This is a genomic window from Polaromonas sp., from assembly GCF_012927485.1.
Taxonomy (GTDB): Bacteria; Pseudomonadota; Gammaproteobacteria; order Burkholderiales; family Burkholderiaceae_C; genus Polaromonas.
In genome coordinates this window covers 1-25,191 of record NZ_JABBPC010000025.1, presented here as the reverse complement: position 1 = coordinate 25,191, position 25,191 = coordinate 1, and the positions used below count along the sequence as shown (strand labels likewise).

The 25,191-nt window shown below is 58.1% G+C and carries 21 protein-coding genes; 13 read left to right on the top strand and 8 right to left on the bottom strand.

Annotation, left to right across the window (positions count from 1 at the left end; genetic code table 11):
* Positions 1-15 precede the first annotated feature (15 nt).
* The gene (locus tag HHJ16_RS09865; RefSeq protein ID WP_293642497.1) at positions 16-486 is read right to left on the bottom strand and encodes a RidA family protein; all 471 of its coding nucleotides are present in this window, start codon (positions 484-486) and stop codon (positions 16-18) included.
* A 289-nt stretch (positions 487-775) separates the two neighbouring features.
* On the opposite strand from HHJ16_RS09865, the gene HHJ16_RS09860 reads away from it, so the two are divergent.
* The 5 genes from HHJ16_RS09860 (at position 776) to HHJ16_RS09840 (ending at position 7,919) form a co-directional block, all read left to right on the top strand.
* A complete protein-coding gene (locus tag HHJ16_RS09860; protein ID WP_293642496.1) occupies positions 776-3,331 on the top strand; it encodes a DNA internalization-related competence protein ComEC/Rec2 in 2,556 nt (851 codons plus the stop codon).
* A 160-nt stretch (positions 3,332-3,491) separates the two neighbouring features.
* The gene (locus tag HHJ16_RS09855) at positions 3,492-4,994 is read left to right on the top strand and encodes a circularly permuted type 2 ATP-grasp protein (protein WP_293642495.1); all 1,503 of its coding nucleotides are present in this window, start codon (positions 3,492-3,494) and stop codon (positions 4,992-4,994) included.
* Positions 4,995-4,996: 2 nt separating this feature from the next.
* Positions 4,997-5,959 (top strand): alpha-E domain-containing protein, encoded by a 963-nt coding sequence (locus tag HHJ16_RS09850; protein WP_293642494.1) that lies wholly within the window; start codon positions 4,997-4,999, stop codon positions 5,957-5,959.
* A gap of 37 nt (positions 5,960-5,996) precedes the next feature.
* On the top strand, positions 5,997-6,818 hold the full coding sequence (locus HHJ16_RS09845) for a transglutaminase family protein (RefSeq protein WP_293642493.1): 822 nt from the start codon (positions 5,997-5,999) through the stop codon (positions 6,816-6,818).
* 96 nt (positions 6,819-6,914) lie between these two features.
* Positions 6,915-7,919: a hypothetical protein gene (locus tag HHJ16_RS09840; RefSeq protein ID WP_293642492.1), complete on the top strand. Its 1,005-nt coding sequence runs from the start codon at positions 6,915-6,917 to the stop codon at positions 7,917-7,919.
* Positions 7,920-8,033: 114 nt separating this feature from the next.
* Here the strand turns inward: HHJ16_RS09840 and HHJ16_RS09835 are convergent, their stop codons facing one another.
* The 6 genes from HHJ16_RS09835 to HHJ16_RS09810 all read right to left on the bottom strand — a co-directional run bounded on the left by HHJ16_RS09835 (position 8,034) and on the right by HHJ16_RS09810 (position 15,126).
* Entirely contained in the window at positions 8,034-8,192 is a 159-nt protein-coding gene (locus HHJ16_RS09835; protein ID WP_293642528.1) for a high-potential iron-sulfur protein, read from the bottom strand.
* A gap of 251 nt (positions 8,193-8,443) precedes the next feature.
* Positions 8,444-9,793, bottom strand: a complete 1,350-nt coding sequence (locus HHJ16_RS09830) for a cytochrome C (protein WP_293642490.1) — start codon at positions 9,791-9,793, stop codon at positions 8,444-8,446.
* 192 nt (positions 9,794-9,985) lie between these two features.
* The gene (gene mltB, locus HHJ16_RS09825) at positions 9,986-11,086 is read right to left on the bottom strand and encodes a lytic murein transglycosylase B (RefSeq protein ID WP_293642489.1); all 1,101 of its coding nucleotides are present in this window, start codon (positions 11,084-11,086) and stop codon (positions 9,986-9,988) included.
* Positions 11,087-11,116: 30 nt separating this feature from the next.
* Positions 11,117-13,150, bottom strand: coding sequence for a DUF3488 and transglutaminase-like domain-containing protein (locus HHJ16_RS09820; RefSeq protein ID WP_293642488.1), 2,034 nt, complete (start codon positions 13,148-13,150; stop codon positions 11,117-11,119).
* Positions 13,144-14,184 carry a DUF58 domain-containing protein gene (locus tag HHJ16_RS09815; protein ID WP_293642487.1) on the bottom strand — a complete coding sequence of 347 codons (1,041 nt, stop codon included), beginning with the start codon at positions 14,182-14,184 and terminating at the stop codon, positions 13,144-13,146. The genes HHJ16_RS09820 and HHJ16_RS09815 overlap by 7 nt, the downstream gene beginning before the upstream one ends.
* A 21-nt stretch (positions 14,185-14,205) precedes the next feature.
* On the bottom strand, positions 14,206-15,126 hold the full coding sequence (locus HHJ16_RS09810) for a MoxR family ATPase (protein WP_293642485.1): 921 nt from the start codon (positions 15,124-15,126) through the stop codon (positions 14,206-14,208).
* 31 nt (positions 15,127-15,157) lie between these two features.
* On the opposite strand from HHJ16_RS09810, the gene HHJ16_RS09805 reads away from it, so the two are divergent.
* From HHJ16_RS09805 to HHJ16_RS09770, 8 genes are all read left to right on the top strand, one after another.
* On the top strand, positions 15,158-16,111 hold the full coding sequence (locus HHJ16_RS09805; RefSeq protein WP_293642483.1) for a histone deacetylase family protein: 954 nt from the start codon (positions 15,158-15,160) through the stop codon (positions 16,109-16,111).
* Positions 16,112-16,119: 8 nt separating this feature from the next.
* The gene (locus tag HHJ16_RS09800) at positions 16,120-16,926 is read left to right on the top strand and encodes an enoyl-CoA hydratase (protein WP_293642482.1); all 807 of its coding nucleotides are present in this window, start codon (positions 16,120-16,122) and stop codon (positions 16,924-16,926) included.
* Complete coding sequence (locus HHJ16_RS09795) at positions 16,905-18,251, top strand: mechanosensitive ion channel domain-containing protein (RefSeq protein ID WP_293642481.1); 1,347 nt, start codon at positions 16,905-16,907, stop codon at positions 18,249-18,251. The genes HHJ16_RS09800 and HHJ16_RS09795 overlap by 22 nt, the downstream gene beginning before the upstream one ends.
* 183 nt (positions 18,252-18,434) lie before the next feature.
* A complete protein-coding gene (locus HHJ16_RS09790) occupies positions 18,435-19,184 on the top strand; it encodes an electron transfer flavoprotein subunit beta/FixA family protein (RefSeq protein WP_293642480.1) in 750 nt (249 codons plus the stop codon).
* 28 nt (positions 19,185-19,212) lie between these two features.
* Complete coding sequence (locus HHJ16_RS09785; RefSeq protein WP_293642479.1) at positions 19,213-20,145, top strand: electron transfer flavoprotein subunit alpha/FixB family protein; 933 nt, start codon at positions 19,213-19,215, stop codon at positions 20,143-20,145.
* A 135-nt stretch (positions 20,146-20,280) separates the two neighbouring features.
* A complete protein-coding gene (locus HHJ16_RS09780) occupies positions 20,281-22,080 on the top strand; it encodes an acyl-CoA dehydrogenase (RefSeq protein WP_293642477.1) in 1,800 nt (599 codons plus the stop codon).
* Positions 22,081-22,183: 103 nt separating this feature from the next.
* Positions 22,184-23,137, top strand: a complete 954-nt coding sequence (locus HHJ16_RS09775) for a nitronate monooxygenase family protein (protein WP_293642476.1) — start codon at positions 22,184-22,186, stop codon at positions 23,135-23,137.
* Positions 23,138-23,162: 25 nt separating this feature from the next.
* Positions 23,163-24,260 (top strand): acyltransferase family protein, encoded by a 1,098-nt coding sequence (locus HHJ16_RS09770; protein WP_293642475.1) that lies wholly within the window; start codon positions 23,163-23,165, stop codon positions 24,258-24,260.
* 98 nt (positions 24,261-24,358) lie between these two features.
* Here the strand turns inward: HHJ16_RS09770 and HHJ16_RS09765 are convergent.
* Positions 24,359-25,191 (bottom strand): sulfatase-like hydrolase/transferase (locus HHJ16_RS09765; protein ID WP_293642474.1); only part of this gene is annotated, 833 nt, incomplete at its 5' end.

Here is a 25,191-nt window from a genome sequence, read left to right as displayed (position 1 = left end):
GGCGCACTAGCAACTTCAGTCCACCTCGGCGATCAGTTCAATCTCCACGCAAGCCCCCATCGGAATCTGTGCAACGCCAAACGCGCTCCGGGCATGTTTGCCAGCGTCGCCGAACACTTCTCCCAGTAATTCACTGGCGCCGTTGGTCACCAGGTGCTGTTCGGTAAATTCGCTCGTGGAGTTGACCAGGCTCATGAGTTTGACGATGCGCTTGACCTTGCCCAAGTCGCCGACGGCGGCGTGCAGTGTGCCCATCAAGTCGATGGCAATTGCGCGGGCGGCAGCCTTGCCTTCTTCGGTGCTGAGGTTTTTTCCAAGCTGGCCCACAATGACCTTGCCGTCTTTCTTTGCCAAGTGACCGCTCAGAAACACCAGCTTGCCAGTCTGCACGAACGGCAGGTAAGCGGCGGCCGGGGTCGCCACTGCAGGCAGCGTAATGTTAAGTGCTTTGAGCTTTTCGTAGATGTTTTGTGGAGCGCTACTCATGGTGATTTCCTTTGAATATGAATTTAAATGGAATTTATAATGAATCGGTCGCTAGTGGACACAAGCCGGACGCAACGCGCTATAGAAAACATAGCTTCACTGGTGCCATTCGGGTTTTATCTTAACGTAATGCAGTGGACAATCGATCGGCTGCTGGATCGGTTGACTCGGGTTCGTCGGCAGGCCTGCTGACGAATGGTGGGTTCAGCAAGCTTGTCGCGCTTTGGCGTTGCGGGCCTGTTGAAGAAGGCGATTTTGCGGTTGAAAAATAATAACTGCGGAGGCGGCAATGGATCGACCCGTTTTGGGCAAATCCCCTGCGAGGGCGATCAGCCCGGGGCTTGTTTTCAGTGGTTTCATCGCCGGTGTGGCGGTGCAACTGCAGCAGCCTAGCCTGTGGCCTGGCGGCTGGTATGGTTTGCTTGCCGCGCTGGCCGGTGCCGCGGTGGTTGCTGTATGTGGTGCGACGGTTCTGAAAAACAGGACGCTAGGTGGCGCGGGTCTGGCTGTTTTCGTAGTCGCCGTGTTGCTCGGTTTCGGTCTGACCGGCTGGCGGGCCAGCACGTTTCAGGTCACTGCATTGAACCCAGCGCTGGAAGGGCGCGATATCGCGGTGACGGGCAGCGTGCTGGCCATGCCGCAGTTTGGCGATGACGGCGTTCGGTTTCGCCTTCGCCTCGAAACTGCCAACCTTAACGGGCAACGGGTGACCTTGCCACCGCAAATTTTGCTGGGCTGGTATACCGGCTTCGGTGCGCGGGACGCACCAAGCGGGTCGGCGCAAGACGCGGATCCTTTCGAGTCGGGGCTGGCGTTGCAGCGTCAGCCGCAAACCCTGCGCGCCGGGGAGCGCTGGGAGATGACGGTGCGGCTCAAGGCGCCGCACGGCGGCAGCAATCCCTACGGTTTTGATTACGAGCTCTGGCTGTGGGAGCAGGGCATTCAGGCCACCGGCTATGTGCGTGCCGGGCTGCATGATGCGCCGCCCGCGAAGCTCTCCAGCAGTTGGGAGCACCCCGTGGAGCGCGCCCGTCAGTCTGTGCGGGAAGCGATTTTCGAGCGCGTCGAAAACCGGCAAGTCGCCGGTGTGCTTGCAGCCTTGGTCGTGGGCGACCAAAACGCCATTGAGCGTGCCGACTGGGATGTCTTCCGCGCGACCGGGGTTGCCCACCTCATGAGTATTTCGGGCTTGCACATCACGATGTTTGCATGGCTTGCTTCTTTGCTTCTAAGTAGCTTTTGGCGGCGCTCTGCCAAGCTGACACCCCGGCTGTGTCTGGCGCTACCGGCCGCCAGTGCCGGGGCATTGGGTGGGCTTTTTCTGGCCGCTTTGTATGCGCTGTTTTCGGGCTGGGGCGTACCGGCCCAACGAACCATCTGGATGCTCGCTACGGTGGTGATGCTGCGGCAAAGTGGAAAACAGTGGCCCTGGTTGCAGACCTGGCTGCTCGCCATGGCGGTGGTAGTTGCCCTTGATCCCTGGGCGCTGATGCAGGCAGGGTTTTGGTTATCGTTTGTCGCGGTGGGCGTTCTCTTTGCCTCAGCTTCAGGCGAACGTGAGGCCGGTCACGCCAAAGCCGAATCTCAACGCGCTTCAGGGCGTTTAGTGCCGCCCCGATTTTGGCGGTCTCGTCTTTCGCAACTGATGGGAGGCCTGGGGCGTGCCGCCCGAGAGCAGTGGGTCGTCACGCTGGCGCTGACACCGTTGTCGCTGCTGCTGTTCAATCAGGTTTCCCTTGTTGGCTTGCTGGCGAATGCGGTGGCAATCCCCTGGGTGACGCTGCTCGTGACCCCCTTGGCGATGCTGGGCGTGCTCTGGCCGCCGGTGTGGGACGGTGCTGCGTGGTCGGTGAGCCTGCTGGCGATGTTTCTTCAGTGGCTTGCCAATTGGCCGCTGGCTTCCCTCAGTCTCGCTGCAGCGCCGCTTTGGTGTGGTGCCTTTGGTGTGCTGGGAGGCGGTTTGATGGCCATGCGCTTGCCATGGCACTGGCGGGTGCTGGGCATCCCCCTGATGCTGCCTGTTTTGTTGTGGCAACCAGGGCGTTCGGCACCGGGGCAGTTCGAGTTGCTGGCCGCCGATATCGGACAGGGAAATGCGGTCTTGGTGCGCACGGCCAGCCATACCCTGCTGTACGACACCGGGCCGCGTTTCTCACGCGAAAGCGATGCCGGGAACCGCGTTCTCGTGCCGCTCCTGCGTGCGCTGGGCGAGCGGGTGGACGTGCTGATGCTCAGCCACCGGGACAGCGATCACACCGGGGGCGCCGCTGCCGTGTTGGCCATGCAGCCGCAGGCGAAGTTGCTGAGCTCGATTGAAGACGGCCACGAGCTGCAGGCGTTGCGCAAGTCGACCCGTTGCGCGGCGGGCCAGCGCTGGGAGTGGGACTCGGTGACTTTTGAAGTGCTGCATCCCGCTACCGCCGATTACGAGGTAAAGAATAAATCGAATGCCCTCAGCTGTGTCCTGCGCGTTTCCAACGGCACCCGGACGGCGCTACTGGTGGGAGATATTGAGTCACCGCAAGAACTCAGGTTGTCCGCCGGTGCCAGCGCTGCCAATGTGAAAGCCGATTTTTTGCTGGTGCCGCACCATGGCAGCAAGACCTCGTCGAGTGCGGTCTTTCTGGATACCGTGCAGCCGCAACTGGCTTTAGCCCAGGCAGGTTATCGCAACCGGTTCGGCCACCCGGTCGAATCGGTGCTGGCGCGCTATCGGGAGCGCGGCATTCGGGTGATCAGGTCGCCACAGTGCGGCGCTGCGACCTGGCAGAGCATCAAGCCAGGCGACATCACCTGCCAGCGTCAGGAAAACAAGCGCTACTGGCAGCATGTGATTGATCTATAAAGAAGCGACCAGTGAGCCGACCTGGCCTATACCTTGCTAAGCTACAGGGAAACCTCGGTATGACCCGTCGAGAGCCCCGCAGACAAAGGCTCGGGCGGTCTGAGATGTGCCTCTTCGCGCCAAGTGATGCCGTGCGCCAACCTTGCTGGAGATCTAGTTAATGAGCCGACTGACGTTTGATGAGATGAATGCGACGGCATCCAGTGTCCGTGCGCACTACCAGGGTTACCAGCGCTGGCTGGCAATGCAGCCAGCGGACATGATGGAGGCTCGCCGTGTTGAAGCGGAAATGATTTTTCGCCGCGTGGGCATTACCTTTGCCGTGTACGGCGACAAAGATGAAGACGGTGCCGGCACCGAGCGGCTGATCCCGTTTGACCTGATTCCGCGCATCATTCCGGTGCATGAATGGGCTAGCATTGAAAAAGGGCTGATTCAACGCGTGACAGTCCTCAATCGATTCATCCACGACGTCTACCACGGGCAGGAAATTATCAAGGCTGGCGTGATTCCATCCGAGCAGATCTTTCAGAATGCCCAGTTCCGTCCAGAGATGATGGGCGTCAACGTACCCGGCGACATTTACTCGCACATCAGCGGCATTGACATCGTGCGCGCGCCCGGAGCGCAAGGAGAGGGCGAGTACTACGTGCTCGAAGACAACCTGCGTGTGGCCAGTGGTGTGAGCTATATGCTGGAAGGCCGGAAGATGATGATGCGGCTGTTTCCTGAACTGTTCAGTGAGAACCGCGTCGCCCCGGTAGCGCACTACCCAGATCTTTTGCTGGAGACGCTGCGTGCCATGGCGCCCCCCGCCACGGACGAGCCTACTGTTGTAGTGCTTACGCCCGGCATGTTCAATTCAGCCTACTTTGAACACGCGTTTTTGGCGCAGCAGATGGGCGTAGAGCTGGTCGAAGGCCAGGACCTTTTCGTCAAGGATAATTTTGTCTACATGCGCACCACGCGCGGCCCCAAACGCGTCGACGTGATTTACCGTCGGGTGGACGACGAATCTCTCGATCCGCTGGCTTTTCGGCCAACCTCCACGCTGGGCTGCGCTGGTTTGCTCAACGTCTATCGAAGCGGCAATGTCTCGCTGTGCAACGCCATTGGCACCGGTGTGGCAGACGATAAGTCGATTTATCCCTATGTGCCGAAAATGATCGAGTTTTATTTGGGAGAAAAACCCCTCCTCAAGAACGTGCCGACCTACCTGTGCCGAAACAAAGAAGACCTGCAGTACACCTTGGCCAATCTCAAAGACCTGGTCGTCAAGGAAGTTCATGGGGCCGGCGGTTACGGCATGCTGGTGGGCCCGGCCTCGACCAGCGCAGAAATTGAAGACTTTCGGCGGGTGCTGCTGGCGAACCCGTCGGGCTACATCGCCCAACCCACCCTGAGTCTGTCCACCTGTCCAACTTACGTGGAAAGCGGTGTGGCACCGCGCCACATTGACCTTCGGCCCTTCGTGCTGAGCGGCAAAGAGGTGCAAATAGTGCCCGGTGGCCTGACGCGGGTGGCGCTGAAAGAAGGCTCGCTGGTAGTTAACTCATCACAAGGCGGTGGGACCAAAGACACCTGGGTTTTGCAAACGGGCACCGCAGCACCGGGGCAACACCCATCACCGTCACAGGCACAGTCAAACGGTGGAGAACTCTAACCATGTTGTCACGTACTGCTGACCACCTTTTCTGGATGTCTCGCTACACGGAGCGGGCTGAAAATACCGCCCGCATGCTGGATGTGAACTACCAGACCTCCTTGCTGCCGCAATCCACTGCGGTGGCCCAACTGGGATGGGAAGGCCTGCTCAGCATCAGCGAGCTGAAAGTCCCCTACGCCGTCAAGTATGGCGACAGCATCAATCGGCGCGATGTGATGGACTTCATGGTGCGTGACGAGAAAAACTCTTCAAGCATTATTTCGTGCCTGCAGAACGCCCGCGAAAACGCCCGCGCTGTGCGGGGCACGCTGACCACCGAGATGTGGGAAACGCAGAACCAGACTTACCTTGAAGTCATCCGCATGTTGCGCCAAGGTGATTTTGAGCGCAATCCTGGCCAGTTTTTTGAATGGGTCAAATTTCGCTCGCACTTGTCGCGCGGCGTAACGCTGGGCACCCTGTTGCAGGACGAAGCGTTCCACTTTCTCCGTCTGGGTACTTTTCTGGAGCGTGCCGACAATACCGCCCGGCTGGTGGATGTGAAGTTTCATGCCGTGCAAAGCGATTCCGCTGGCGCCGGCAGCGACAGTGATCAGGAATACGATTTTTACCATTGGAGCGCGATCCTGCGCAGCGTCTCGGCCTTTGAGGTCTACCGCAAGGTCTACCGTGATGTCGTCAAACCTGAGCGCGTGGCCGAATTACTGATTTTGCGGGCCGACATGCCGCGTTCTTTGTTGGCTTGCCTTAACGAGGTGATGAGCAACCTTGCCATGGTCACCAGCGACGCGTCGAGTGAAACGCTGCGTTGCGCGGGCAAATTGAGGGCTGATTTGCGCTACGCCCGAATCGACGAGATCCTGGCGACGGGCCTGCATGCTTTTTTGACGCAATTTCTGGACCGCGTCAACGAACTTGGCGCGAACATCAACCGTGAGTTTTTGATGCCGGCTACCCGTTGAACAGTGCGTTGTTCAAGAGAAACCTCAGGCTCTGACCATGAAGCTGCACGTCAGGCACACCACCGACTATCGCTACACCGAGCCGCTGCGCTACGCGTTGCAAACACTCTGGCTGACGCCGCAGTCCGGCCCTGCGCAAACGGTTCATTTCTGGAGCCTCGGTGCGCCCGAGAAGCTTTTTGCCCAGTGCGATGCTTTTGGTAACAGCATTCATTCCTACACCTTTGTCGGTAAGGTCGCGGACAACGTGCGCTGGAGTCTTGTCAACGCAGCGGGCGATGTCGAAACGTTGGGGGTGGCCGAGTTCACCGATGTGGACAGCCTGCCACACCCTCTTTTCTATTTGCGCGCCACGCATTTAGCGCGACCGCATCCGAAACTGGCTGAATTCGGCCGTCGCTTCGTGAGTCCGATAAGTGGCTCCAGCGTGGTTGATTTGGGTATGCTTTTAGCGCTTAGCCAAGGCATAGCTGACGTAGTAAGCTATCGAAAATATAGCACAAGCGTGACTACCACAGCGCTGGAGGCCTTTGAAGCAGGTGCTGGCGTGTGCCAGGACCAGGCCCACGTGATGGTTGCGATATGCCGAAGCCTAAGCATTCCGGCCCGTTACGTGAGTGGCTATTTTTACGCCGCCAACGAGCCCGACCTTGCGAGTCATGCCTGGGTGGAGGTGTGCCTCGATGTGGCTTCCAGGCGATGGGTCAGCATCGACGTGACCCACAGTTGCCTGATTGACGAACGCCATATACGACTCGCCATGGGTACCGACTACAACGCTTGCCCCCCGATCAAGGGTGTGCGGCAGGGCGGCGGCGTGGAGTCCATGAGTGTGAAGATTACGATCCAGCCAGTTTGAGTTTTTAGGGCGCATTTCTGCGCCAAACGATCTGCACACGCCGGAGGCGAAAAGCCCTTAAACTCGCAAATCTACCCTTTCGTCACGAGGTCGGTCATGAGGCATCTTGCCGCGCTCATCACACTAATTTCCTTGCTCGGCGGCTGCGCCTCGCGTGAGCCGCTGGACCCGGCGAATTTCGAGATTGAAACCGGCCGCCTGCCACCGGCAGACGTGACGCTTTCCATCCCCGGCCTAGGGCCTTGCACCGACAATCCGGATCGCCGTTTGCGTTTGGATTCCAGTCAACCGATTAATGTGCTGGTGCACGGTTGCTTCGGCTCTGCCGGTGAGTTTAGGGGTTTGGCGCAAGTCCTGGCGTTCCACGGTCAACAGAGTGCCTGCTTCAGTTACGATGACCGCGCCGGACTCACCCGCAGCGCTGTTGATCTCCATCGCGCGGTGGATCAACTTGCTGCGCAAACCCGATCGCCGCAAATCACGCTGATCGGGCACAGCCAGGGTGCACTGATCGCACGCAAATCACTGACCGAACTTGAGCTCACGGCGGCGCCAGGGTCTGCTCTGACGGATCTGCGCCTGGTGACCATCTCTGGCCCTTTTGCCGGCATAGCGGCGGCGCAGACCTGCGGCAAGGTCTGGTTGTACCCGCTCACGCTGGGTCTGCTGCCAGCGACTTGCTACCTGATAACGGGGGCCAAGTGGGCTGACATCACCTACTCCTCGCGCTTTATTCTCGAACCGGGCGCGCTGCGGCCGCAAGTGAGTAGCTATCTGAAGATCGATACGGACGAACGTGGCAGCTGCCGGCGCGAAAAAGACGGGCGTTGCGTCGAGGCGGACGACGTGTTCTCCCTGGACGAACAGCGTAGTCTGCCCGTTGAAACTGATGGCCGCGCGCGACGGGTCGAGGCGCGTGCTGGTCATGTCGAGATCGTTGGTGACAAGCACGTGTCACCGACCAAGCTGATCACGATCCTGCAGAATCAGGGGGTGCTTCGACCAACCGAGCCTGAGCGGCTGTCGGCGCTCAACCGACTGCTCGGGCGAGTCTATGAGGATGACGCTTTGCTAAAGCAGAATGCCTTCAAAAGCCGCTGACCGTCGCAACAAAAATATCAGCGGGTTTTTGCCACTGGGGGTGGACGTCTACCCGGCTTCGTCGGGAACATTAAGAATTTTGGGTTAGTGGAGAGGAATTCCCCGCTTGGATTTTCAACGGGGTGAAAAAGCTATACACCACCCACGTAGTTTCACTGGCCCCCCAACAATCTTGCAGGAACCATTGCCCTCATCCGATGCAGCTGAAGGAGTGAAGGCTGCGCATCCAGAGCACATTTGTCCATCTTTGGGGTCTTCCTGATAATGAAGCATGGCCTTATTGGAAGAACCGGCTTTGACTGACGCTGAGAAGATAGCGATTGGCAAAAATATAATGGAACCCCGTACGCTGCTGTCCAAAATCATCTTTCGCCGAGAGATGGGTTCGATTTTATTCATGTTCCTGCTTCCTGTAATTCGAGTGGGTAAGATTTCTACACGGTAAAATGCAAATTGGTTCAATTCACCCCAGAGAGGTAGTCAGTACTTATTTCTTTATTGGTTAAAAGACCAACGACAAAATTTCAGAACATAAACCAGGCATAGAGGTAAAGGGTATTATTATTTTTGGCATCTCGTAAAGTGGCATCATAATTTGATGCGCTGCCATTAAATTTGGTATAGGCGGTGTACTGGAGGCCGAATCGTACGTTCATTTGAGGATCCCAAAGAAAGTTGAAAGTTGGCCAATAATTTAATTCAAGAATGTAGCCGGTAGTATCTGGATTTCCCGTAGTCGATCCAAATCGGGCGAAATCAGCATCTCCTGTGACCTTGAACCCGCCGGCGGTAATTCCATAAGTTCGATCATAAAGATAACTTATCTTCGCTCGGGTGGAACGCAGCGTAGAGCTTGGATTGTCATTAATCCCGTTAGGAAAGCCGGACCGCCAATCGGTTTTTTCTTTAATCACGGAAGCATGAGCAGTGACAATATGATGTTTATCTTTACTAAAAAACTGGTATTGGACATCGAATCCCCGGTCACGAAATCGATCCGCCGGGGTGATCCCATCCGCCACATCGACCGCCACATTCGCGCCGAAGTGACCAAGTGTTAGATTCTGATTTTCATCGCCAAATGTATACGCAATTCGCCAGTAAGGATTGGATCCGGAAAGGGAAATCCTCTGACTTTCTGGAGTGCCGGCACGCAAGACCGAGAAAGCACCCTTCGCAGTTTGATAGGAGGTACCTTCCAGATAAAGCGAATCAAATAAATAGGAATAGATGCCAACGCCGGCCACACGGGCGCCCGACTCTAGAAAAGTCTGTGTACCTCGGCCGGGGGCTGCAAGACTCGGACTGTAATACGGATAACTCCAGGCTGGTGTTGTGTTAAAAACGTCCTGAACCGTAGGATTGTTGTGCAATGTGAGGCCGAAAAGCATCGACTTTTCTTCAGGCCCAATTGTTTTTACCAAGCGCAGGTCCGTGTTATCGAGCGCGCTATGGCCATAAAAGTGTTGATTATCCGTAGTGCTTATATTGTTATAAGTCCATTGAATAAAGCCACCGGCATTATCAGTAAATTTGCCACCTGAAAAAAGACTGATGGCTTCCAAGGCAAAATCTCCGTTTTTGCCGTAAATTTTTTCGCCAGTCGATTTATCCGTGTTGTCATTAATCGAATTCCTTGAAACGATAGCCATTAGCGCAAGCGGAATTTTCTGCCGCTCTCCAAGGGTATAGCCACCCAATTTGAATTTTCGGCCAAACGGCGTCAGTTCTGGATAAATGGTATGACAGGAAGCGCATTTCAAACCGGTTTGTCTTGCAAAAAGCGGATTAGCTTTCACGACCGGGATATATCCAAAAATGGCAAGAAACGCCAGTGAGAATGCTGCGCGTTTCAGAAACATGTATGTCGTCATATGCCTCCCTCCGATCCGTTGACTTTGCTAGGTCATGTGATTTGGAGAATACATGTGCTCTGGGTGAAGGCTAATGGGGAGAGGTACTATCTTGCAAAGGAGGCACTCCCTACCATGGGCCACGCACTTTGGTAACCGCATGGACGAGTTCAGTGTTGCGGCCCGCTCTGGAGCGAGCCATTTAGGAGCGGTTTACTCCCTGACGCGCGCCGCCACTTCCTGCCCCAACTCAATCACCGCCATCGCGTAATAGCTGCTCCAGTTGTAGCGCGTGATGGCGTAAAAATTCTCGGTGCCCGCCACATACGTCGGTGCAGCCGGGCCATTGAGTAATTCGATCAATGCGAGCGGCCCGGCGTGTTGCAGCGCGGACCCTTCAAGCACCGCGCCTTTGGCCGTGAAACTGGCGACGCTGAACGTCGGCAAAATGTCAGGCGCCATCAAGGCGTCCATGTCCAGACGACTCGCGTCGAAAGTCACCGGGTAATGGGTGGGCATGCCGGGCTGCCAGTTGAACGACTTGAAATAATTGGCCACGGAGCCTATCACGTCGGCCGGGCTGTTCCACAAATCGATGATGCCGTCGCCGTCGAAGTCCACCGCGTATTTGATCCAGCTGGAAGGCATGAATTGCGGCATGCCCATGGCGCCAGCATAGCTGCCAAGGGCATCAAAAGGATCGGCGCCCCGGCGGCTTTGCAGGGTCAGAAACTGCTCGATTTCTCCTTTGAAATACTCGCTGCGCTCCTTGGCGCGCGGGTGGTTGTCCGGGAAATCAAAAGCCAGCGTGGCCAGCGCGTCCATCACGCGAAAGCTGCCGGTATTGCGGCCGTAAATAGTTTCCACGCCAATGATGCCGACGATGATTTCAGGCGGCACACCGTATTCTTTTTCTGCGCGCTCCAGTGCCTGCCGATTGGCCTGCCAGAAGCGCACGCCCGCCGCAATGCGGATGGGCTCAACGAAGCGGCTGCGGTAAACCTGCCAGTTTTTGACAAAGGTTTTGGTGGCGGGCTGCATCAGCCGCGAAACCGTCGGAATATAGCGCGACCGGCCGATCGCGTCCCGAACCCAGATTGGGTCCAGGTTGCGGCGGCTGGCCAGGTCGTCGGCAAACTGCATGGCCTCGGGGCGGGTTGAATAAAACGTGTCTTCTAAAGCTTCATCAGCGGTGGCAGAGACCAGCCTTTTAAGCGGTTTTGCCTCGCTAACGAGGGCCGTACCGGCAACAGCAGCTATAAAAAAAATAGTGAATAGAAGACGATGAGGAGGAGGAAGGGTTGGAAGTGTCATGCGAAGAAAGTAGATCGGCTGGCTTCAATTTTAAGCAGGCCATGCAAGTCGGTTGAATTGGTGTTTTAGTTTATTGAGCTGCTGTAACCGGCTCGCTGCGCCGGCGACCGTGGCGGCGTAACGCTCTAATTCCAGCGCCATGAGCCAGTCATGCAGTGCCTGCCCCTGACTCCCCTGCAGTGCCAGCACCTGCAGGGCCAACTGGCGTGGGGAAGTGGCGGCTGTACTTTCAAACCCGGCCTTGGTCAGCCGCTTGCGCGCTCGCGCTAGCAGGCGCAACCAGGGGTCGTGCTGGGCACGCTCCCAAAGCGTCCAGGCCGCGCCAGCCAAGCTCGCGCTGACGATGATGCCTATCAGGACGTAGCTTAAATCCTCCCAGCTTGGGGAATCAAAACCGATGTCTTTCAATAGGTTCAGTTGCTTGCCCTGGGTGTAGTTAAGCACCCACTGATTCCAGCCGTTGTTCATGGCTTCCCAAGTGGCGCGAAGTTGGGTTGTCAAGGTGGGGCTGAAGTTACCCAAGGCCTGCGCAACGACGCTTTGAGGTGCGACCAGCCGCTGAAATGAGCCGGTGCGTCCGGGTGCTACGGCAGCCGTCGGGTCCACGCGCATCCAGCCCACGCCGGCCTGCCAGACCTCTGCCCAGGCGTGCGCATCGCTTTGTCGGACGACCCAAAATCCATCGACACCATTGAGCTCGCCGCCCTGATAGCCGGTGACGATTCGGGCGGGGATGTCCATTGCGCGCATCAGAATCACAAAAGCCGAGGCGATGTGCTCACAAAAGCCTTCCTTCCGATCGAACCAGAATTCGTCGGCTGTGTTCCGGCCATACACGCCGGGCTCAAGCGTGTAGGTGTAGCCACCGCTGCGCAGGCGGTCGAGCGCCACTTGCACCAGCACGCGTGCACTCGCATTGACGTAACGCGGGTCGCGCCGTAACTCGCCAGCCAGTGCCAGCGTGCGCGGGTTAAAACCCGGCGGCAGATCTGTAAACTGCTGTAGACCGGCCACAGGCTGCAGCGGCCCATGCGTGAACGCCGGGAAGCTCTGGGCCTTGTAGCGCACGAGGTCGCTGACGGGGCGACTGGTGAGCCATTGAAGGTCGTTTTCCATGACGCTGCGGTAACCGGCTAATTCCGGGCTATGGATCGCCGCTTCCAGCACAAAAAGCCAGGGACGGCTGGTCGGCTCCAACGTGACTTCGTAGTCGATCGGGGAGCCAGAGACTTGCAGGTTGGCCGGCAGCAAATAGCGAGAAGGCAGGCTGGCAGGCGCGGGCTGCCACTGACGACCATCAAAGGCTGACAGTACCGGCCCGCGGAAATACAGGCTTTGTTGAGGGGGGGGCCTGCCCGCGAACTTGATTCGCATGGCCACACTGTCGTCCAATGCCAGACGGGCAATGGTGCCGACCCGCATACTGTCGCTCAGGCCGCTGCGTCCAGTCATGGCATCGCTGGGCACCCCCCACAAAGGGGCCAATCTGGGGAACAGCAAAAAAAGCACAAGCATGATGGGTGCGCCCAGGAGGGTCATCCAGCCGGCGGTTTTGGCAGCGAGCAGCAAGGGTGGTTTGCCGACCGGCAGGTGTGCATTGACCAAAACGGTCAGCAGTCCGATTAACCCCAACAGCATGCTGAACGCTGTCAATAAAGACTGTGAGTAGAAAAAACTGCTCAGCATGCAAAAAAAGCTGAGGAAAAAAACTACGAAAGCGTCGCGCTTGGCGCGCAGTTCCATTGTTTTAAGTGTCAGCAGCACTACCAGCAAAGTCACGCCGGCGTCTCGCCCCAGTAAGGTGCCGTGCGTCAAAAATGTTGCGACAAGAGTAACGCCCAGCAAGGTCAACAACCATAATTTTCCAGGCAGCGGACCGGTCACCACGGCGAGCCAGCCGCGCCAGAGCAAGACGACCCCTGCCAGCGCGCTGCACCACAGCGGCAGGTGATTCACTTGCGGCAAAAGCACCCAGGCAATCACACCTAACAAAAACAGCGTGTCCCGACTGTCGCGTGGCAGATGGCGAAGCCTCGAAAAATTGAGGTGCGTCGTTGTCAGCACAGGGCCAGTGCCTCCAGGCAGTGCCGCTTATGCGTCTCGCCGCTGTCCGGTGTGATTTCCAGTGCCGCTAGGCGCAAGCCATAGTCCAGCCCCAGTCGATCGGCCTGAAGAATCCAGGCGCAGAGCCGGGAGAGCTTTTGCTCCGCTGCCAGCGGACCTGCCTGCGTGAGGTCCAACCAAAGTTCATAGCGCTGGGCTTGCTGGCTGTCACGCACCACCAGCCCACTGTCCTGGCCACCCCTCGGGCCGCTGGCATTCAGCGCATTCACAGCCTTTTTCCAGACCACCCGCTTCATGGGATCGCCGCGCCGGTATGCCCTGATACCGTCAAATTCACCGCTGTTCTGCGGTCGCGCCGCAGCCGCAGCGCCGCCGGAACGGGGTTCGGCGGGCGGCAGTGGCGGCGGATTGATTTCCGGAGTTGGATAGATCACCACCTGAGCAGCAGGTCGCCAGACGGTCCAGACCCGGAAAGTGCCGAGCGGAAAACGGGTTTCGGCAGTCAACGTTGGTAAGCGGTGCAGCCCGCGTCGCGCTGGTGTGAACGCGACCTGTACCACGCTGCTGCCCTGCGCCGGTACGTCGGTCCACGCCCAGTGGCGGTGCTTGTTTTCTTCAGTATCTCCCGCTTGGTGACTGAGAACACTCAGGCCGATGCCGTGGCGCGCCGAGCGTCGGGTATTCGTAAGCTTTACATCAAAAACAGCTGCTGCACCTGCGTAGTGTGGCGGCGGTGCTTCTAAATTCAGAGCCAGCCCACGCAGGGTACCGTGGCTGACGTGCATCCCCACCAAGGCGGCGCCCGCCAGCAAAAACGTCAGCAGGTAGCCCAGGTTGAGCTGGTAATTGATGGACGCGATCAGCAGCACCAGCAGCGTAAGGGCCAGCATCAGCCCCGGGCGTGTCGGCAGTATGTAAACATTTCGCTGGGTCAGCGTGACGAAATCGGTGAACGGTGATTTGGCAAGCCACCAGGCCTGCATGCGAGCCCTGATGAAGGCCACCGGGTTAGGAATGAACGCGAAAGCGGTCATGACAAGCTGTGGTCCGAGCGCTCAGGGAAGCGCGACGGCGTCAAGCATGGCGCGCACCTGCTCCACCGAACCCCGGCCGGCATTGCTGACAGGCGTGAGGCGATGTGCTGCCGTTTGCGGCAGCACCGCGGCAACGTCGTCGGGCGCGACATAGTCCCGGCCGCTCATGAAAGCCTGCGCCTTGGCAGCGCGCATGATGGCGATGCCTGCACGCGGACTCAGGCCCTGGAAGAACCAGCGCCCAGAGCGGGTCGCGGCAATCAAATCCTGTAGATAGTTCAGCAGCGGCTCAGCGGCATGAATTTGTTGAACCCGCTGCTGCAGCTCTAAAAGGTCGAGCGGCGTCAGCACGGCGCGCAAGTTGTCGACCATCTCGTGGCGGTCAATGCCGTTGAGCAGTTTTCTCTCGGCGTCGCGATCCGGGTAACCCAGCGAAATCCGCATGTGGAAACGGTCCAACTGGGATTCCGGCAAGGCGTAGGTGCCGAGCTGGTCGTGCGGGTTTTGCGTGGCAATCACAAAAAAGGGAACCGGTAGCGGGCGGGTTTCGCCGTCGATCGTGACCTGCTTTTCTTCCATCGCCTCCAGCAGGGCACTTTGGGTTTTGGGGCTGGCGCGGTTGATTTCATCAGCCAGCAGCACCTGGGCAAACACCGGTCCAGGGTGAAATACAAAACTTTCCTTTTCGCGCTCGTACATCGAGACACCCGACAAATCGCTGGGCATCAAATCGGCAGTGAATTGCACCCGCGAAAACTGAAGTCCAAAAGAGCGCGACAGCGCGTGAGCCAATGTGGTTTTACCTACCCCCGGAACATCCTCAATAAGGAGGTGCCCCCCTGCGAGCAAGCACGCTACGCAGTCGCTGACTTGTGACGGCTTTCCGACAATGACCGTGTTAAGCTGATTCAGGAGCGCTTGAAGTTTTTCTTTAACGTGCATGTCGTCAACCTTACCGCAAAAGTTTTCCGTTATGAACGCGACTGGTTATTTCACTCACAGAGACTGCTGGAAGCATGAAATGGGCGCAGGGCACCCGGAGTGCCCCGAGCGACTGGATGCGATTGAAGACCGGTTGCTGATCACCGGCGTGGGGGACGCATTGGTCCGGCGCGAGGCCCCGCAGGCCCCGCTCGGAGATATCGAACTCGCGCACGACCGCATGCTGGTGGCGGCGATTCGAGGTTTGTGCGATCAACTGGCGGATGACATCACGGCGGGCGGCCCTGCCTACGCTCAGATTGACCCTGACACCTCACTCAACGTCCACACCTGGAATGCGGCGCTGCGTGCGGCAGGCGCCGTCATTGCCGCCACCGACAGCGTGTTGGCGGGGGAAATGGAGAACGCGTTTTGCGCCGTGCGCCCGCCGGGGCATCATGCGGAACGCAACAAGGCCATGGGATTTTGTTTTTTCAACAACATCGCCATTGCGGCCAAATACGCGCTGGAGCGCCACGGCCTCAAGCGCGTCGCCATTGTTGACTTCGACGTGCACCACGGCAACGGAACCGAAAACATTCTCAGCGGGGATGACCGGGTGCTGATGGTAAGTTTTTTCCAGCACCCGTTCTTTCCCTACAGCGGCTTTGAGGGGCACGCCAGCAATATGGTCAACCTTCCCGTACCTGCTTACACAAAAGGGATGGATGTGCGCGAGCTGATCGAGATGATGTGGATTCCGCGCCTGGAAGAGTTCAAGCCCGAAATGATTTTTATCAGTGCTGGATTCGATGCGCACCGTGAAGATGACATGGGTCAAATGGGCCTGGTCGAGCAGGACTACGCCTGGATTACGCAGCGCATCAAGGATGTGGCCAAGCGCCATTCCAAGGGCCGGATCGTGTCGTCGCTCGAAGGTGGCTACAACCTTAGCGCGTTGGCGCGCAGCGTGGAGGCGCACATCCGGGTGCTGGCTGATTTATAGGAATTTTCATGACCGCTGCTTCCGCTGATCTGTCGCCTCCGGTGCTGCACACGCAGGACGAGCGAGGGGTTCATAGCCTCGTCCTGAACCGGGCGAGCACCTTTAACGCGCTCAGTGAAGAGGTGTTGGCAGCCCTTCAAACTGCGCTCGATACCATTGCGATTGACCGTTCCGCCCGGGCAGTGGTGGTGTCGGCGCAAGGCAAGGCATTTTGCGCTGGCCACAACCTCAAGGACATGCGCGCACGGCCTGAACTTGCTTATTATCAAAAGCTGTTTGCCCAATGCACGCGCATGATGCTCAGCCTCCAGAATTTGCCAGTGCCCGTGATTGCCAAGGTTCAGGGCCTGGCAACCGCAGCGGGGTGCCAGTTGGTGGCGCAATGTGATTTGGCGGTGGCCGCGAGCCATGCCAGCTTTGGGGTCAATGGCATTGACGTGGGCCTTTTTTGCGCCACACCCAGTGTGCCGCTGGTCCGCAACATCCCGGCCAAGCAGGCGATGGAAATGTTGCTGACGGGTGAGTTCATTACGGCCGATGAGGCCCGCGTGCGCGGTCTGGTCAACCGCGTGGTGCCGGTTGAGGCGCTTGACGCCGAAGTCGAAAAACTTCTTGAAGCGTTGTTGTCCAAGCCGCGCGAGGCAGTTGCCATGGGGAAAGCGCTCTTTTATAAACAACGCGAAACCAGCGTAGAAGCCGCTTACCAGCTTGCAGGCCAAACCATGGCATGCAACATGATCCACGCAATCGCCCAGGAAGGCGTACAAGCCTTCATAGACAAAAGGAAGCCCCAATGGCCAGTGGCGGGATCTTGAATTTTCTGAATGCGCCCTCGACGCGAATTGACAGCCTGGACGCCTGGTTTGCGGCGCTGACCCAGCCTTCCGCGCTGACTGAACTGGCGGTTTTAGCGACTTGCGCGCTGCTGGCCTGGCTGGTAGTGCGGGTACTCAGCCGAGCCCGCCGTGTGGTTGACGATGCCTCGATTTTCTTTGGACGCCGGTTGGTGGACGGCGTGCTCTTTCCTATGCTGCTGTTGTCTTTCGCTTATGCGGCCCAGGCGCTATTGGGTCGGTTGTTTCCGTTGGCCGTGTTCAAAGTGGCGATTCCGGTACTGTTGTCCTTGGCGTTGATTCGACTCGGGGTGAAGGTACTCCAGTCCGCGTTTCAAAATGCGCCGATAGTGCGCGCCCTGGAGCGCAGCATTTCATGGCTGGCGTGGATCGCCATGGTGCTCTGGGTCAGCGGTTTGCTACCCGTCATTCTTGACGAGCTAGACGACATCAAGTGGAAGGTCGGCGGCTCAATGATGTCGGTGCGCACCATGCTGGAAGGCGTTCTCACGGCGGCTGTCGTGCTGCTCATCACCTTGTGGATTTCCTCGGCCATCGAATCTCGTCTGCTGCGCTCGGCCACGGGCGGCGAGTTGTCCTTGCGCAAGGCCGTGAGCAACGCCACCCGGGCGGTGCTGATGTTCGTGGGCCTGCTGCTGGCACTGTCCTCAGTCGGTATTAACCTGACCGCCTTGTCGGTACTTGGTGGGGCGATTGGCGTGGGGATTGGCTTCGGCTTGCAGAAACTGGCAGCCAGCTACGTGAGCGGTTTTGTGATTCTCGCCGAACGCAGTGTGCGCATCGGAGACAACGTGCGCGTCGACAATTTTGAAGGGCGCATCACCGACATCAACGCCCGTTACACGATCATACGTGCGTTGTCGGGCCGGGAATCCATCGTTCCCAATGAGATGTTTATCAGCAACCGCATAGAGAACCTGTCGCTTAGTGATTCCCGGCTACTGCAGTCCACGGTGGTGTCGGTTGGTTACGACAGCGACGTTGCGCTGGTGATGCGCTTGCTGATTGAGGCCGCCGTGATGCAAGCCCGCGTGTTATCGGAGCCAGAGCCCGGAGTCAATCTGACAAACTTCGGGGCGGATGGTCTTGAGTTCACGTTGAACTATTGGATGGGAGATCCCGAAAATGGTCAGCAAAACCTTCGCTCCCATATTAACGTGGCTATTCTCCATGCCCTGCGGGAGCACCATATTGAAATTCCTTTTCCGCAGCGGGTGCTTCATACCGGCGGCAAAGGGGCGGAGTTACTGCCAGCTGTCATTGCGGTGGGCAAGACCCCCGTCTGATTGGGTGCTTTAACTTTCACGCGCCTCCATTTATACTAAAATAGTACGATCGTTCTTTTTACTGTCTGCTGGCATAAAAAAAGCGGCTTCTGCCAACCCGCATGCGACACCTTAAAGGCAGCAGTCTAAAATGAAAAACCTATTTTTAAGTCAACGTCAATTAACAAACTCTGGAGTTTTGCAATGAAGGTCTTGGTACCCGTCAAGCGTGTAGTCGACTACAACGTGAAAGTCCGCGTCAAATCAGACGGCACCGGCGTCGATATTGCCAACGTCAAGATGAGCATGAATCCCTTTGACGAGATCGCTATCGAAGAGGCCACAAGGCTCAGGGAAAAGGGCGTCGTGACGGAAGTGATCGCGGTAAGCTGCGGCGTGCTGCAGTGCCAGGAGACTTTGCGCACAGCCATGGCGATTGGTGCCGACCGCGCCATTCTGGTCGAAACTGCCGAAGAGCTGCAGCCGCTGGCGGTGGCCAAGTTGCTGAAGGCGCTGGTGGATAAGGAGCAGCCGCAACTGGTGATTCTGGGCAAGCAGGCGATTGATGACGATTGCAACCAGACCGGTCAGATGTTGGCCGCGCTGCTGAACTGGCCGCAAGCCACTTTTGCGTCCAAGGTGGAAGTGGAAGGCGAGAAGGTCAAGGTCACGCGCGAAGTCGATGGCGGCCTCGAAACCGTGTCTTTGACCTTGCCGGCCATTATCACGACCGACCTTCGCCTCAATGAGCCGCGTTATGTGACTTTGCCCAACATCATGAAGGCCAAGAAAAAGCAGCTCGACAATTTCAAACCTGAAGACCTCGGGGTGGATGTCAAACCGCGCATCAAGACACTCAAAGTCAGCGAGCCGCCCAAGCGCAGCGCCGGTGTCAAGGTGGCTGACGTCGCCGCGCTGGTCGACAAGCTCAAAAACGAAGCCAAAGTAATTTAAAAGTAGCCAGTCTGAATGGAGTAAAACGATGACCTCTTTAGTGATTGCCGAACACAACAACGCGAGCATCAAGCCCGCGACCCTCAACACCGTGACCGCTGCCGCCCAATGCGGAGGTGATGTGCATGTGCTGGTCGCCGGCAAAGGTGCAGAAGCGGCTGCCCAGGCCGCGAGCCAGATCGCTGGCGTCGCCAAAGTGATTCACATCGAAGGCGAGCAGTTTGCGCATGGACTGGCTGAAAACATGGCGGCGCAGGTGGTCGCTCTGGCGCCGGCCTATTCGCACATCCTGTTTCCGGCCACGGCGTCCGGCAAGAACATTGCCCCCCGCGTGGCCGCAACGCTAGACGTCGCGCAGATATCGGACATCACCAAAGTCGATGCGACCGATACTTTTGAGCGTCCCATCTATGCCGGCAACGCCATTGCGATCGTTCAGAGCCTGGACGCGACCAAGGTCATTACTGTTCGTACAACCGGTTTTGATCCTGCAGCGGCCAGTGGGGGAACCGCGACGATTGAAACTCCGGCGGGCGTGACGGATAGCGGCAAGTCGTCGTTTGTCAGTGCCGAAATTGCCAAGAGCGATCGGCCTGAACTCACGGCGGCCAAGATCATCGTTTCGGGTGGTCGCGCGCTAGGCTCCAGCGAGAAATTCGACGAAGTGCTGACGCCGCTGGCTGACAAACTGGGGGCTGCGCTGGGCGCGTCGCGGGCGGCGGTGGATGCGGGTTACGCGCCCAACGACTGGCAGGTGGGTCAGACTGGCAAGATCGTGGCACCGCAACTCTACGTTGCTGTGGGTATCTCGGGTGCCATTCAGCACCTGGCCGGCATGAAGGACTCCAAAGTCATTGTGGCGATCAATAAAGACCCTGAAGCACCGATTTTCAGCGTGGCTGACTACGGACTTGAGGCGGACCTGTTCACGGCCGTGCCGGAGCTGGTTGCCGCGCTGTAGCGTTGAAACGCGTCACGGCAATGAAATCAAAGGGCATCTCGTTAGATGCCCTTTTTGTATGTATATCTGGTAGCTAGTGCGCTGACTGCTTGAAGTAATAGGCAACGGCACCCCGAATTAAGTGGAGAGACGTTCATGAGTTATGTAGCCCCCCTCAAAGACATGCTGTTCGACATCCAGCACCTGGCCGGTATCGACCAGGTCGCGCAGATGCCAGGTTTTGAAGACGCAGGTTTTGAAACTGCGCAATCTGTATTGGAGGAATGCGCCAAGTTCAACGAGGGCGTGCTGTCGCCGCTCAATTGGGAAGGGGACAAAAATCCTTCGAGCCTGAAAGACGGCGTCGTCACGACCACCCCCGGGTTCAAGGAAGCTTTCAAGCAATACGTCGAAGGCGGCTGGCAAGGGCTGCAGCACCCGGCAGACTTTGGCGGCCAGGGCCTTCCTAAAACCATTGGAGCGGCCTGCGGCGAAATGCTTAACTCCGCCAATATGAGTTTTGCTCTGTGTCCGTTGCTGAGCGACGGCGCTATCGAGGCGCTGCTGACCGCCGGCTCTGATGAACTCAAGGCGGTCTACCTTGAAAAGCTGGTCAGCGGCCAGTGGACCGGCACCATGAACCTGACTGAGCCACAGGCCGGCTCAGACCTCGCCATGGTCCGTAGCCGCGCCGAGCCGCAGCCGGACGGCACCTACAAGGTATTCGGTACCAAGATTTACATCACCTACGGTGAGCACGATATGGCTGAAAACATCGTCCATCTGGTGTTGGCGCGGGTGAGCGGGGCGCCCGAAGGCGTGAAGGGCATCAGCCTGTTCGTCGTGCCTAAATTTATGGTCAATAAAGACGGCTCCCTGGGTGCCCGCAACGATGTGCATTGCGTCAGCATCGAACACAAGCTGGGCATCAAGGCCTCGCCTACGGCCGTGCTGCAATACGGTGACCATGGCGGCGCCGTGGGCTATCTTGTCGGCGAAGAAAATCGCGGTCTGGAGTACATGTTCATCATGATGAACTCGGCGCGCTACGCTGTCGGCATGCAGGGCATTGCGATTGCAGAGCGGGCGTACCAAAAAGCGGTATCGTTTGCCAAAGAACGCGTGCAGAGCCGCCCCGTTGATGGTTCCATCAAAGCCAGCGTAGCCATCATTCATCACCCTGACGTGAAACGCATGCTGATGACCATGCGCGCTTATATTGAAGGCTGCCGCGCCATGGCGTCGGTGGCCGCCGCCGCTTACGATGCGGCCCACCACCACCCGGATGTGGACGTGCGCAAGCAGAACGCAGCGTTCTACGAATTCATGGTGCCGCTGGTCAAGGGCTACAGCACCGAGATGAGCCTGGAAGTCACCTCGCTCGGCGTGCAGGTCCATGGCGGCATGGGCTTTATTGAGGAAACTGGCGCGGCGCAGTACTATCGCGATGCCAGGATCCTCACCATCTATGAGGGCACGACCGCCATCCAGGCTAACGACCTGATTGGGCGCAAAACCGCGCGCGACGGTGGGCAGACCGCCAAAGGCATTGCCCAGCAGATTGAAGCGACTGAAAAAGAGTTACTCCAGCAGGGTGGCGACGACGCGGTGGCGGTAGCCAAGCGCCTGAAGGCCGCGCGCCTCGCGTTTGTGGATGTGGCGGAGTTTGTAGCCAGCAACACCAAGACCAGCCCCAATGCCGTATTTGCGGGTAGCGTGCCTTACCTCATGCTGGCGGGGAATGTGGTTGCAGGCTGGCAGATGGCGCGCTCCTTGCTGGTGGCCCAGGAGCAGTTGGCCCAAGGCGTGCAAGGCTTGGATAGCGGCTTCATGCAGGCGAAGATCACCACGGCCCGCTTTTACGCAGACCACCTGTTGACCAAAGCGCCCGGCCTGCGTGACAGCATCGTCGAAGGCGCGGACTGCGTAAGCGCACTGGCGCTGGAGGCCTTCTAGGTTCTCGTGGCTTTTCCTTTTACCAAATTAATAGCTGCGGGATCTCAATGACCTCCCCTTGCAGGCTGTTCTTCATTTATTTATTCACCATGACGGAGCGACCATGTCCAGACTTCCTGGCGCACTGAACAAGCTGCCGCTGCCCATCATCGGCTCGCCGCTATTCATCATCAGCAACCCCAAGCTCGTGATCGAGCAATGCAAAGCCGGTGTCGTAGGCGCCATGCCGGCACTCAATGCGCGGCCGGCAGCGCAGCTGGACGATTGGTTGGCCGAAATCACCGAGACGCTGGCCGCCTACAACCTCGCCCATCCCGATCAACCCGCAGCACCGTTTGCCATCAACCAGATCGTGCACAAATCCAACGACCGGCTGGAACACGACATGGCGATGTGCGTGAAGTACAAGGTGCCTATCTACATCACGAGCCTGGGCGCCCGCGAAGATATCAACGCCGCCGCACACAGCTACGGCGGTGTTGTACTGCACGACATCATCAACAACAAATTTGCGCATAAGGCGATAGAAAAAGGCGCTGACGGCCTGGTGGCAGTGGCGGCCGGTGCCGGCGGGCATGCCGGCGTCAAAAGCCCGTTTGCCCTAATCCAGGAAATCCGCCAGTGGTTTGACGGCCCGATCGCGCTGTCGGGCGCGATCTCGACTGGTGGCGCCGTTCTCGCGGCACAAGCCATGGGCGCTGACTTTGCTTACATTGGCTCAGCCTTTATCGCCACCTACGAGGCGCGCGCCGCCGATGCGTACAAGCAAGCTATCGTGGAGGGTAGTTCTGACGACATCGTCTACAGCAACCTGTTTACGGGTGTGCACGGCAACTACTTGGCCCCATCGATCCGTGCCGCCGGCTTGGACCCAGCCAACCTGCCCGAGAGCGACCCGAGTCAAATGAACTTTGGCGGTGACAAGTCCAAGGCCTGGAAAGATATCTGGGGTTGCGGGCAAGGCATTGGCTCTATCGGCAAAGTGCAAAGCACGGCTGATTTTGTGGCCCAGCTCAAGCGCGAGTATCAGGAAGCACGAGAAAGGCTGGCTCTTTAGCGCCCTGGAGCCCGCCTGATAGCCCATGACCCTGCCTAACAAGCGCTTGGTCGGCATCGATGCCTTCAAGGGCATTGCTTGCGTGATGATCGTCTGGCATCACCTGGTTTTTTATGGCCCGATGTCGGACGTGATGTATCCCTTTGTGCCGGGTCTGACGGATTGGCTGTACGACTATGGGCGCATGGCGGTTCAGGTATTTCTGGTTGTCAGCGGGTTTCTCGTCGCCAGTTCGCTGGCACCGATGGGGGTTGCGACCTTCAGGCAACCGGGCCGCCTTATTCTTCGGCGCTATCGCCGGCTGGTGCTGCCCTATCTGGTGGCACTCGCCGTGAGTGTGCTGATCGCCGCGTGGGTGCGTCCGTGGTTTAACGATCCCTCCGTTCCTGCCGCACCGACACTCCCACAGCTTGTTGCCCATGTGCTGCTGCTGCAGGATGTACTGGGCCAGGAAGCGCTATCCGCAGGCGTCTGGTATGTGGCGATCGATTTGCAGTTGTTTGCAATGACGGTGCTTGTTTTCGGCACGGCGCGGCAACTTCAGGTTCGCTGGCCGGGAGCGCCTGTGCGGCTCCTGGGGATTGCTTTGTTGCTGATACTGGCTATGGCGTCATTGCTTTTGTTCAACCGCGACACCGGTCTGGACATGACCGGCCTCTATTTCTTTGGCTCTTACGCCTTGGGCCTGCTGGCTTTTTGGGCATCAGCAGCGGCAAATAATGCCAGTACAGGGAAGGGGAGTGCGTGGTTGATCGCCATCGCCGGGTTGGGCGGAGTAGCGTTGGCACTTGATTTCAGGGGGCGACTTGTCGTTGCCTTGGTGGTGGCGTTCGGGCTGTTCGGACTTCAACAGGACATCTTTTCGGGGCGCTGGGTACAACCGCGGTGGCTGTCGAAACTCGGTCAGGTTTCATATTCGGTTTTTCTCATTCATTTTCCGGTGTGCTTGCTGGTCAATGCCGTTGTCAGCCGTTTTTGGCCCACGCAAGTCATTGCTAACGCCATCGGCTTGCTGGTCGCCTTTTTGATGTCGCTGCTGGCGGGTGCAGCCTTGTATTGGGGCGTGGAGTCCAGAGGTGCACCTTCGTACTCAGTGACCAAGGCTGGCCTCACCGCCCGATGAGTTCAGCAGCTTGGGTTTTTAAGAAAAAAATAAATCCAGTTTGAACAGCACGGCTGGCGCCGTATCAAGCCTAAACACTTTGCCGAGCACCCTTGACCCTAGGATTTGGCGCAGTGGGCGTAGATATCCAGCGCGGGTTTGTAAACGCTGGTTTGCACGTTCATCAAACCCAGTACTGAGTGGAAATAATTGTCATGGCTGACCGGGTCGTCAAGTTGCTGCTTGAGGCAGGTCGTGGTGATCTTGCTACGCTGCTCGAATTCTGGCGACAACCAAGTGATCCAGGGCACCCGTTTTTGCACATCGGGTGCAATGCTGTATGGCATACCATGCAGGTACAGATTGTTTTCACCGAGCGACTCGCCGTGGTCGGCCAGATAGAGCATGGCGGGCGCGTTGTGCGTCTCCTGCGTCTTGAGCCATTGAATGGCAGAGGCAAGAAGATGGTCGGTGTAGAAAATGCTGTTGTCATAGGCGTTGATCAGTCCAGCGCGCTCACAGCTTTGCAAGGCATTGTCAGTGCATTCAGGTAAAAACCTTTTGAATGCGGGCGGCGATCGCTTGTAATACGCCGGGCCGTGGCTTCCCATCTGGTGCATCACCAACACCACGCCCTTGGCTCTGCGCTCGGGCGGCAGGGCGGCAATGCGTTCGTCGAGGCCCCGCAGCATAACTTCGTCAAAACATTCGCCGCCGTCGCACAGTCCGGGCACCTTTAGTTGTGTGGTGTCCACGCTGGGAACGCGGTCGCAGACGCCTTTGCAGCCGGATTGGTTATCGATCCAGAGTACGGCAAGGCCGGCATGCAGAAGTACATCCAGCATGCCTTCGTAATTGGCGGGGCGCGAGTCGTAGGCTTCACGCCCGAAATTGGAAAACATGCAGGGCACCGAAGCCGCCGTGCTGGTGCCGCACGACCAGGCATTGCGCT

Excerpts from the sequence above, each read along its gene's own strand:
- HHJ16_RS09770 (WP_293642475.1), top strand. The coding sequence starts at position 23,163 with ATGACCCTGCCTAACAAGCGCTTGGTCGGCATCGATGCCTTCAAGGGC.
- HHJ16_RS09840 (WP_293642492.1), top strand. The coding sequence starts at position 6,915 with ATGAGGCATCTTGCCGCGCTCATCACACTAATTTCCTTGCTCGGCGGC.
- HHJ16_RS09830 (WP_293642490.1), bottom strand. The coding sequence starts at position 9,793 with ATGACGACATACATGTTTCTGAAACGCGCAGCATTCTCACTGGCGTTT.
- HHJ16_RS09855 (WP_293642495.1), top strand. The coding sequence starts at position 3,492 with ATGAGCCGACTGACGTTTGATGAGATGAATGCGACGGCATCCAGTGTC.
- HHJ16_RS09775 (WP_293642476.1), top strand. The coding sequence starts at position 22,184 with ATGTCCAGACTTCCTGGCGCACTGAACAAGCTGCCGCTGCCCATCATC.
- HHJ16_RS09810 (WP_293642485.1), bottom strand. The coding sequence starts at position 15,126 with ATGCACGTTAAAGAAAAACTTCAAGCGCTCCTGAATCAGCTTAACACG.
- HHJ16_RS09790 (WP_293642480.1), top strand. The coding sequence starts at position 18,435 with ATGAAGGTCTTGGTACCCGTCAAGCGTGTAGTCGACTACAACGTGAAA.
- HHJ16_RS09780 (WP_293642477.1), top strand. The coding sequence starts at position 20,281 with ATGAGTTATGTAGCCCCCCTCAAAGACATGCTGTTCGACATCCAGCAC.
- HHJ16_RS09795 (WP_293642481.1), top strand. The coding sequence starts at position 16,905 with ATGGCCAGTGGCGGGATCTTGAATTTTCTGAATGCGCCCTCGACGCGA.
- HHJ16_RS09815 (WP_293642487.1), bottom strand. The coding sequence starts at position 14,184 with ATGACCGCTTTCGCGTTCATTCCTAACCCGGTGGCCTTCATCAGGGCT.
- HHJ16_RS09860 (WP_293642496.1), top strand. The coding sequence starts at position 776 with ATGGATCGACCCGTTTTGGGCAAATCCCCTGCGAGGGCGATCAGCCCG.
- HHJ16_RS09805 (WP_293642483.1), top strand. The coding sequence starts at position 15,158 with ATGAACGCGACTGGTTATTTCACTCACAGAGACTGCTGGAAGCATGAA.
- HHJ16_RS09865 (WP_293642497.1), bottom strand. The coding sequence starts at position 486 with ATGAGTAGCGCTCCACAAAACATCTACGAAAAGCTCAAAGCACTTAAC.
- HHJ16_RS09850 (WP_293642494.1), top strand. The coding sequence starts at position 4,997 with ATGTTGTCACGTACTGCTGACCACCTTTTCTGGATGTCTCGCTACACG.
- HHJ16_RS09785 (WP_293642479.1), top strand. The coding sequence starts at position 19,213 with ATGACCTCTTTAGTGATTGCCGAACACAACAACGCGAGCATCAAGCCC.
- HHJ16_RS09845 (WP_293642493.1), top strand. The coding sequence starts at position 5,997 with ATGAAGCTGCACGTCAGGCACACCACCGACTATCGCTACACCGAGCCG.
- HHJ16_RS09835 (WP_293642528.1), bottom strand. The coding sequence starts at position 8,192 with ATGCTTCATTATCAGGAAGACCCCAAAGATGGACAAATGTGCTCTGGA.
- mltB (WP_293642489.1), bottom strand. The coding sequence starts at position 11,086 with ATGACACTTCCAACCCTTCCTCCTCCTCATCGTCTTCTATTCACTATT.
- HHJ16_RS09800 (WP_293642482.1), top strand. The coding sequence starts at position 16,120 with ATGACCGCTGCTTCCGCTGATCTGTCGCCTCCGGTGCTGCACACGCAG.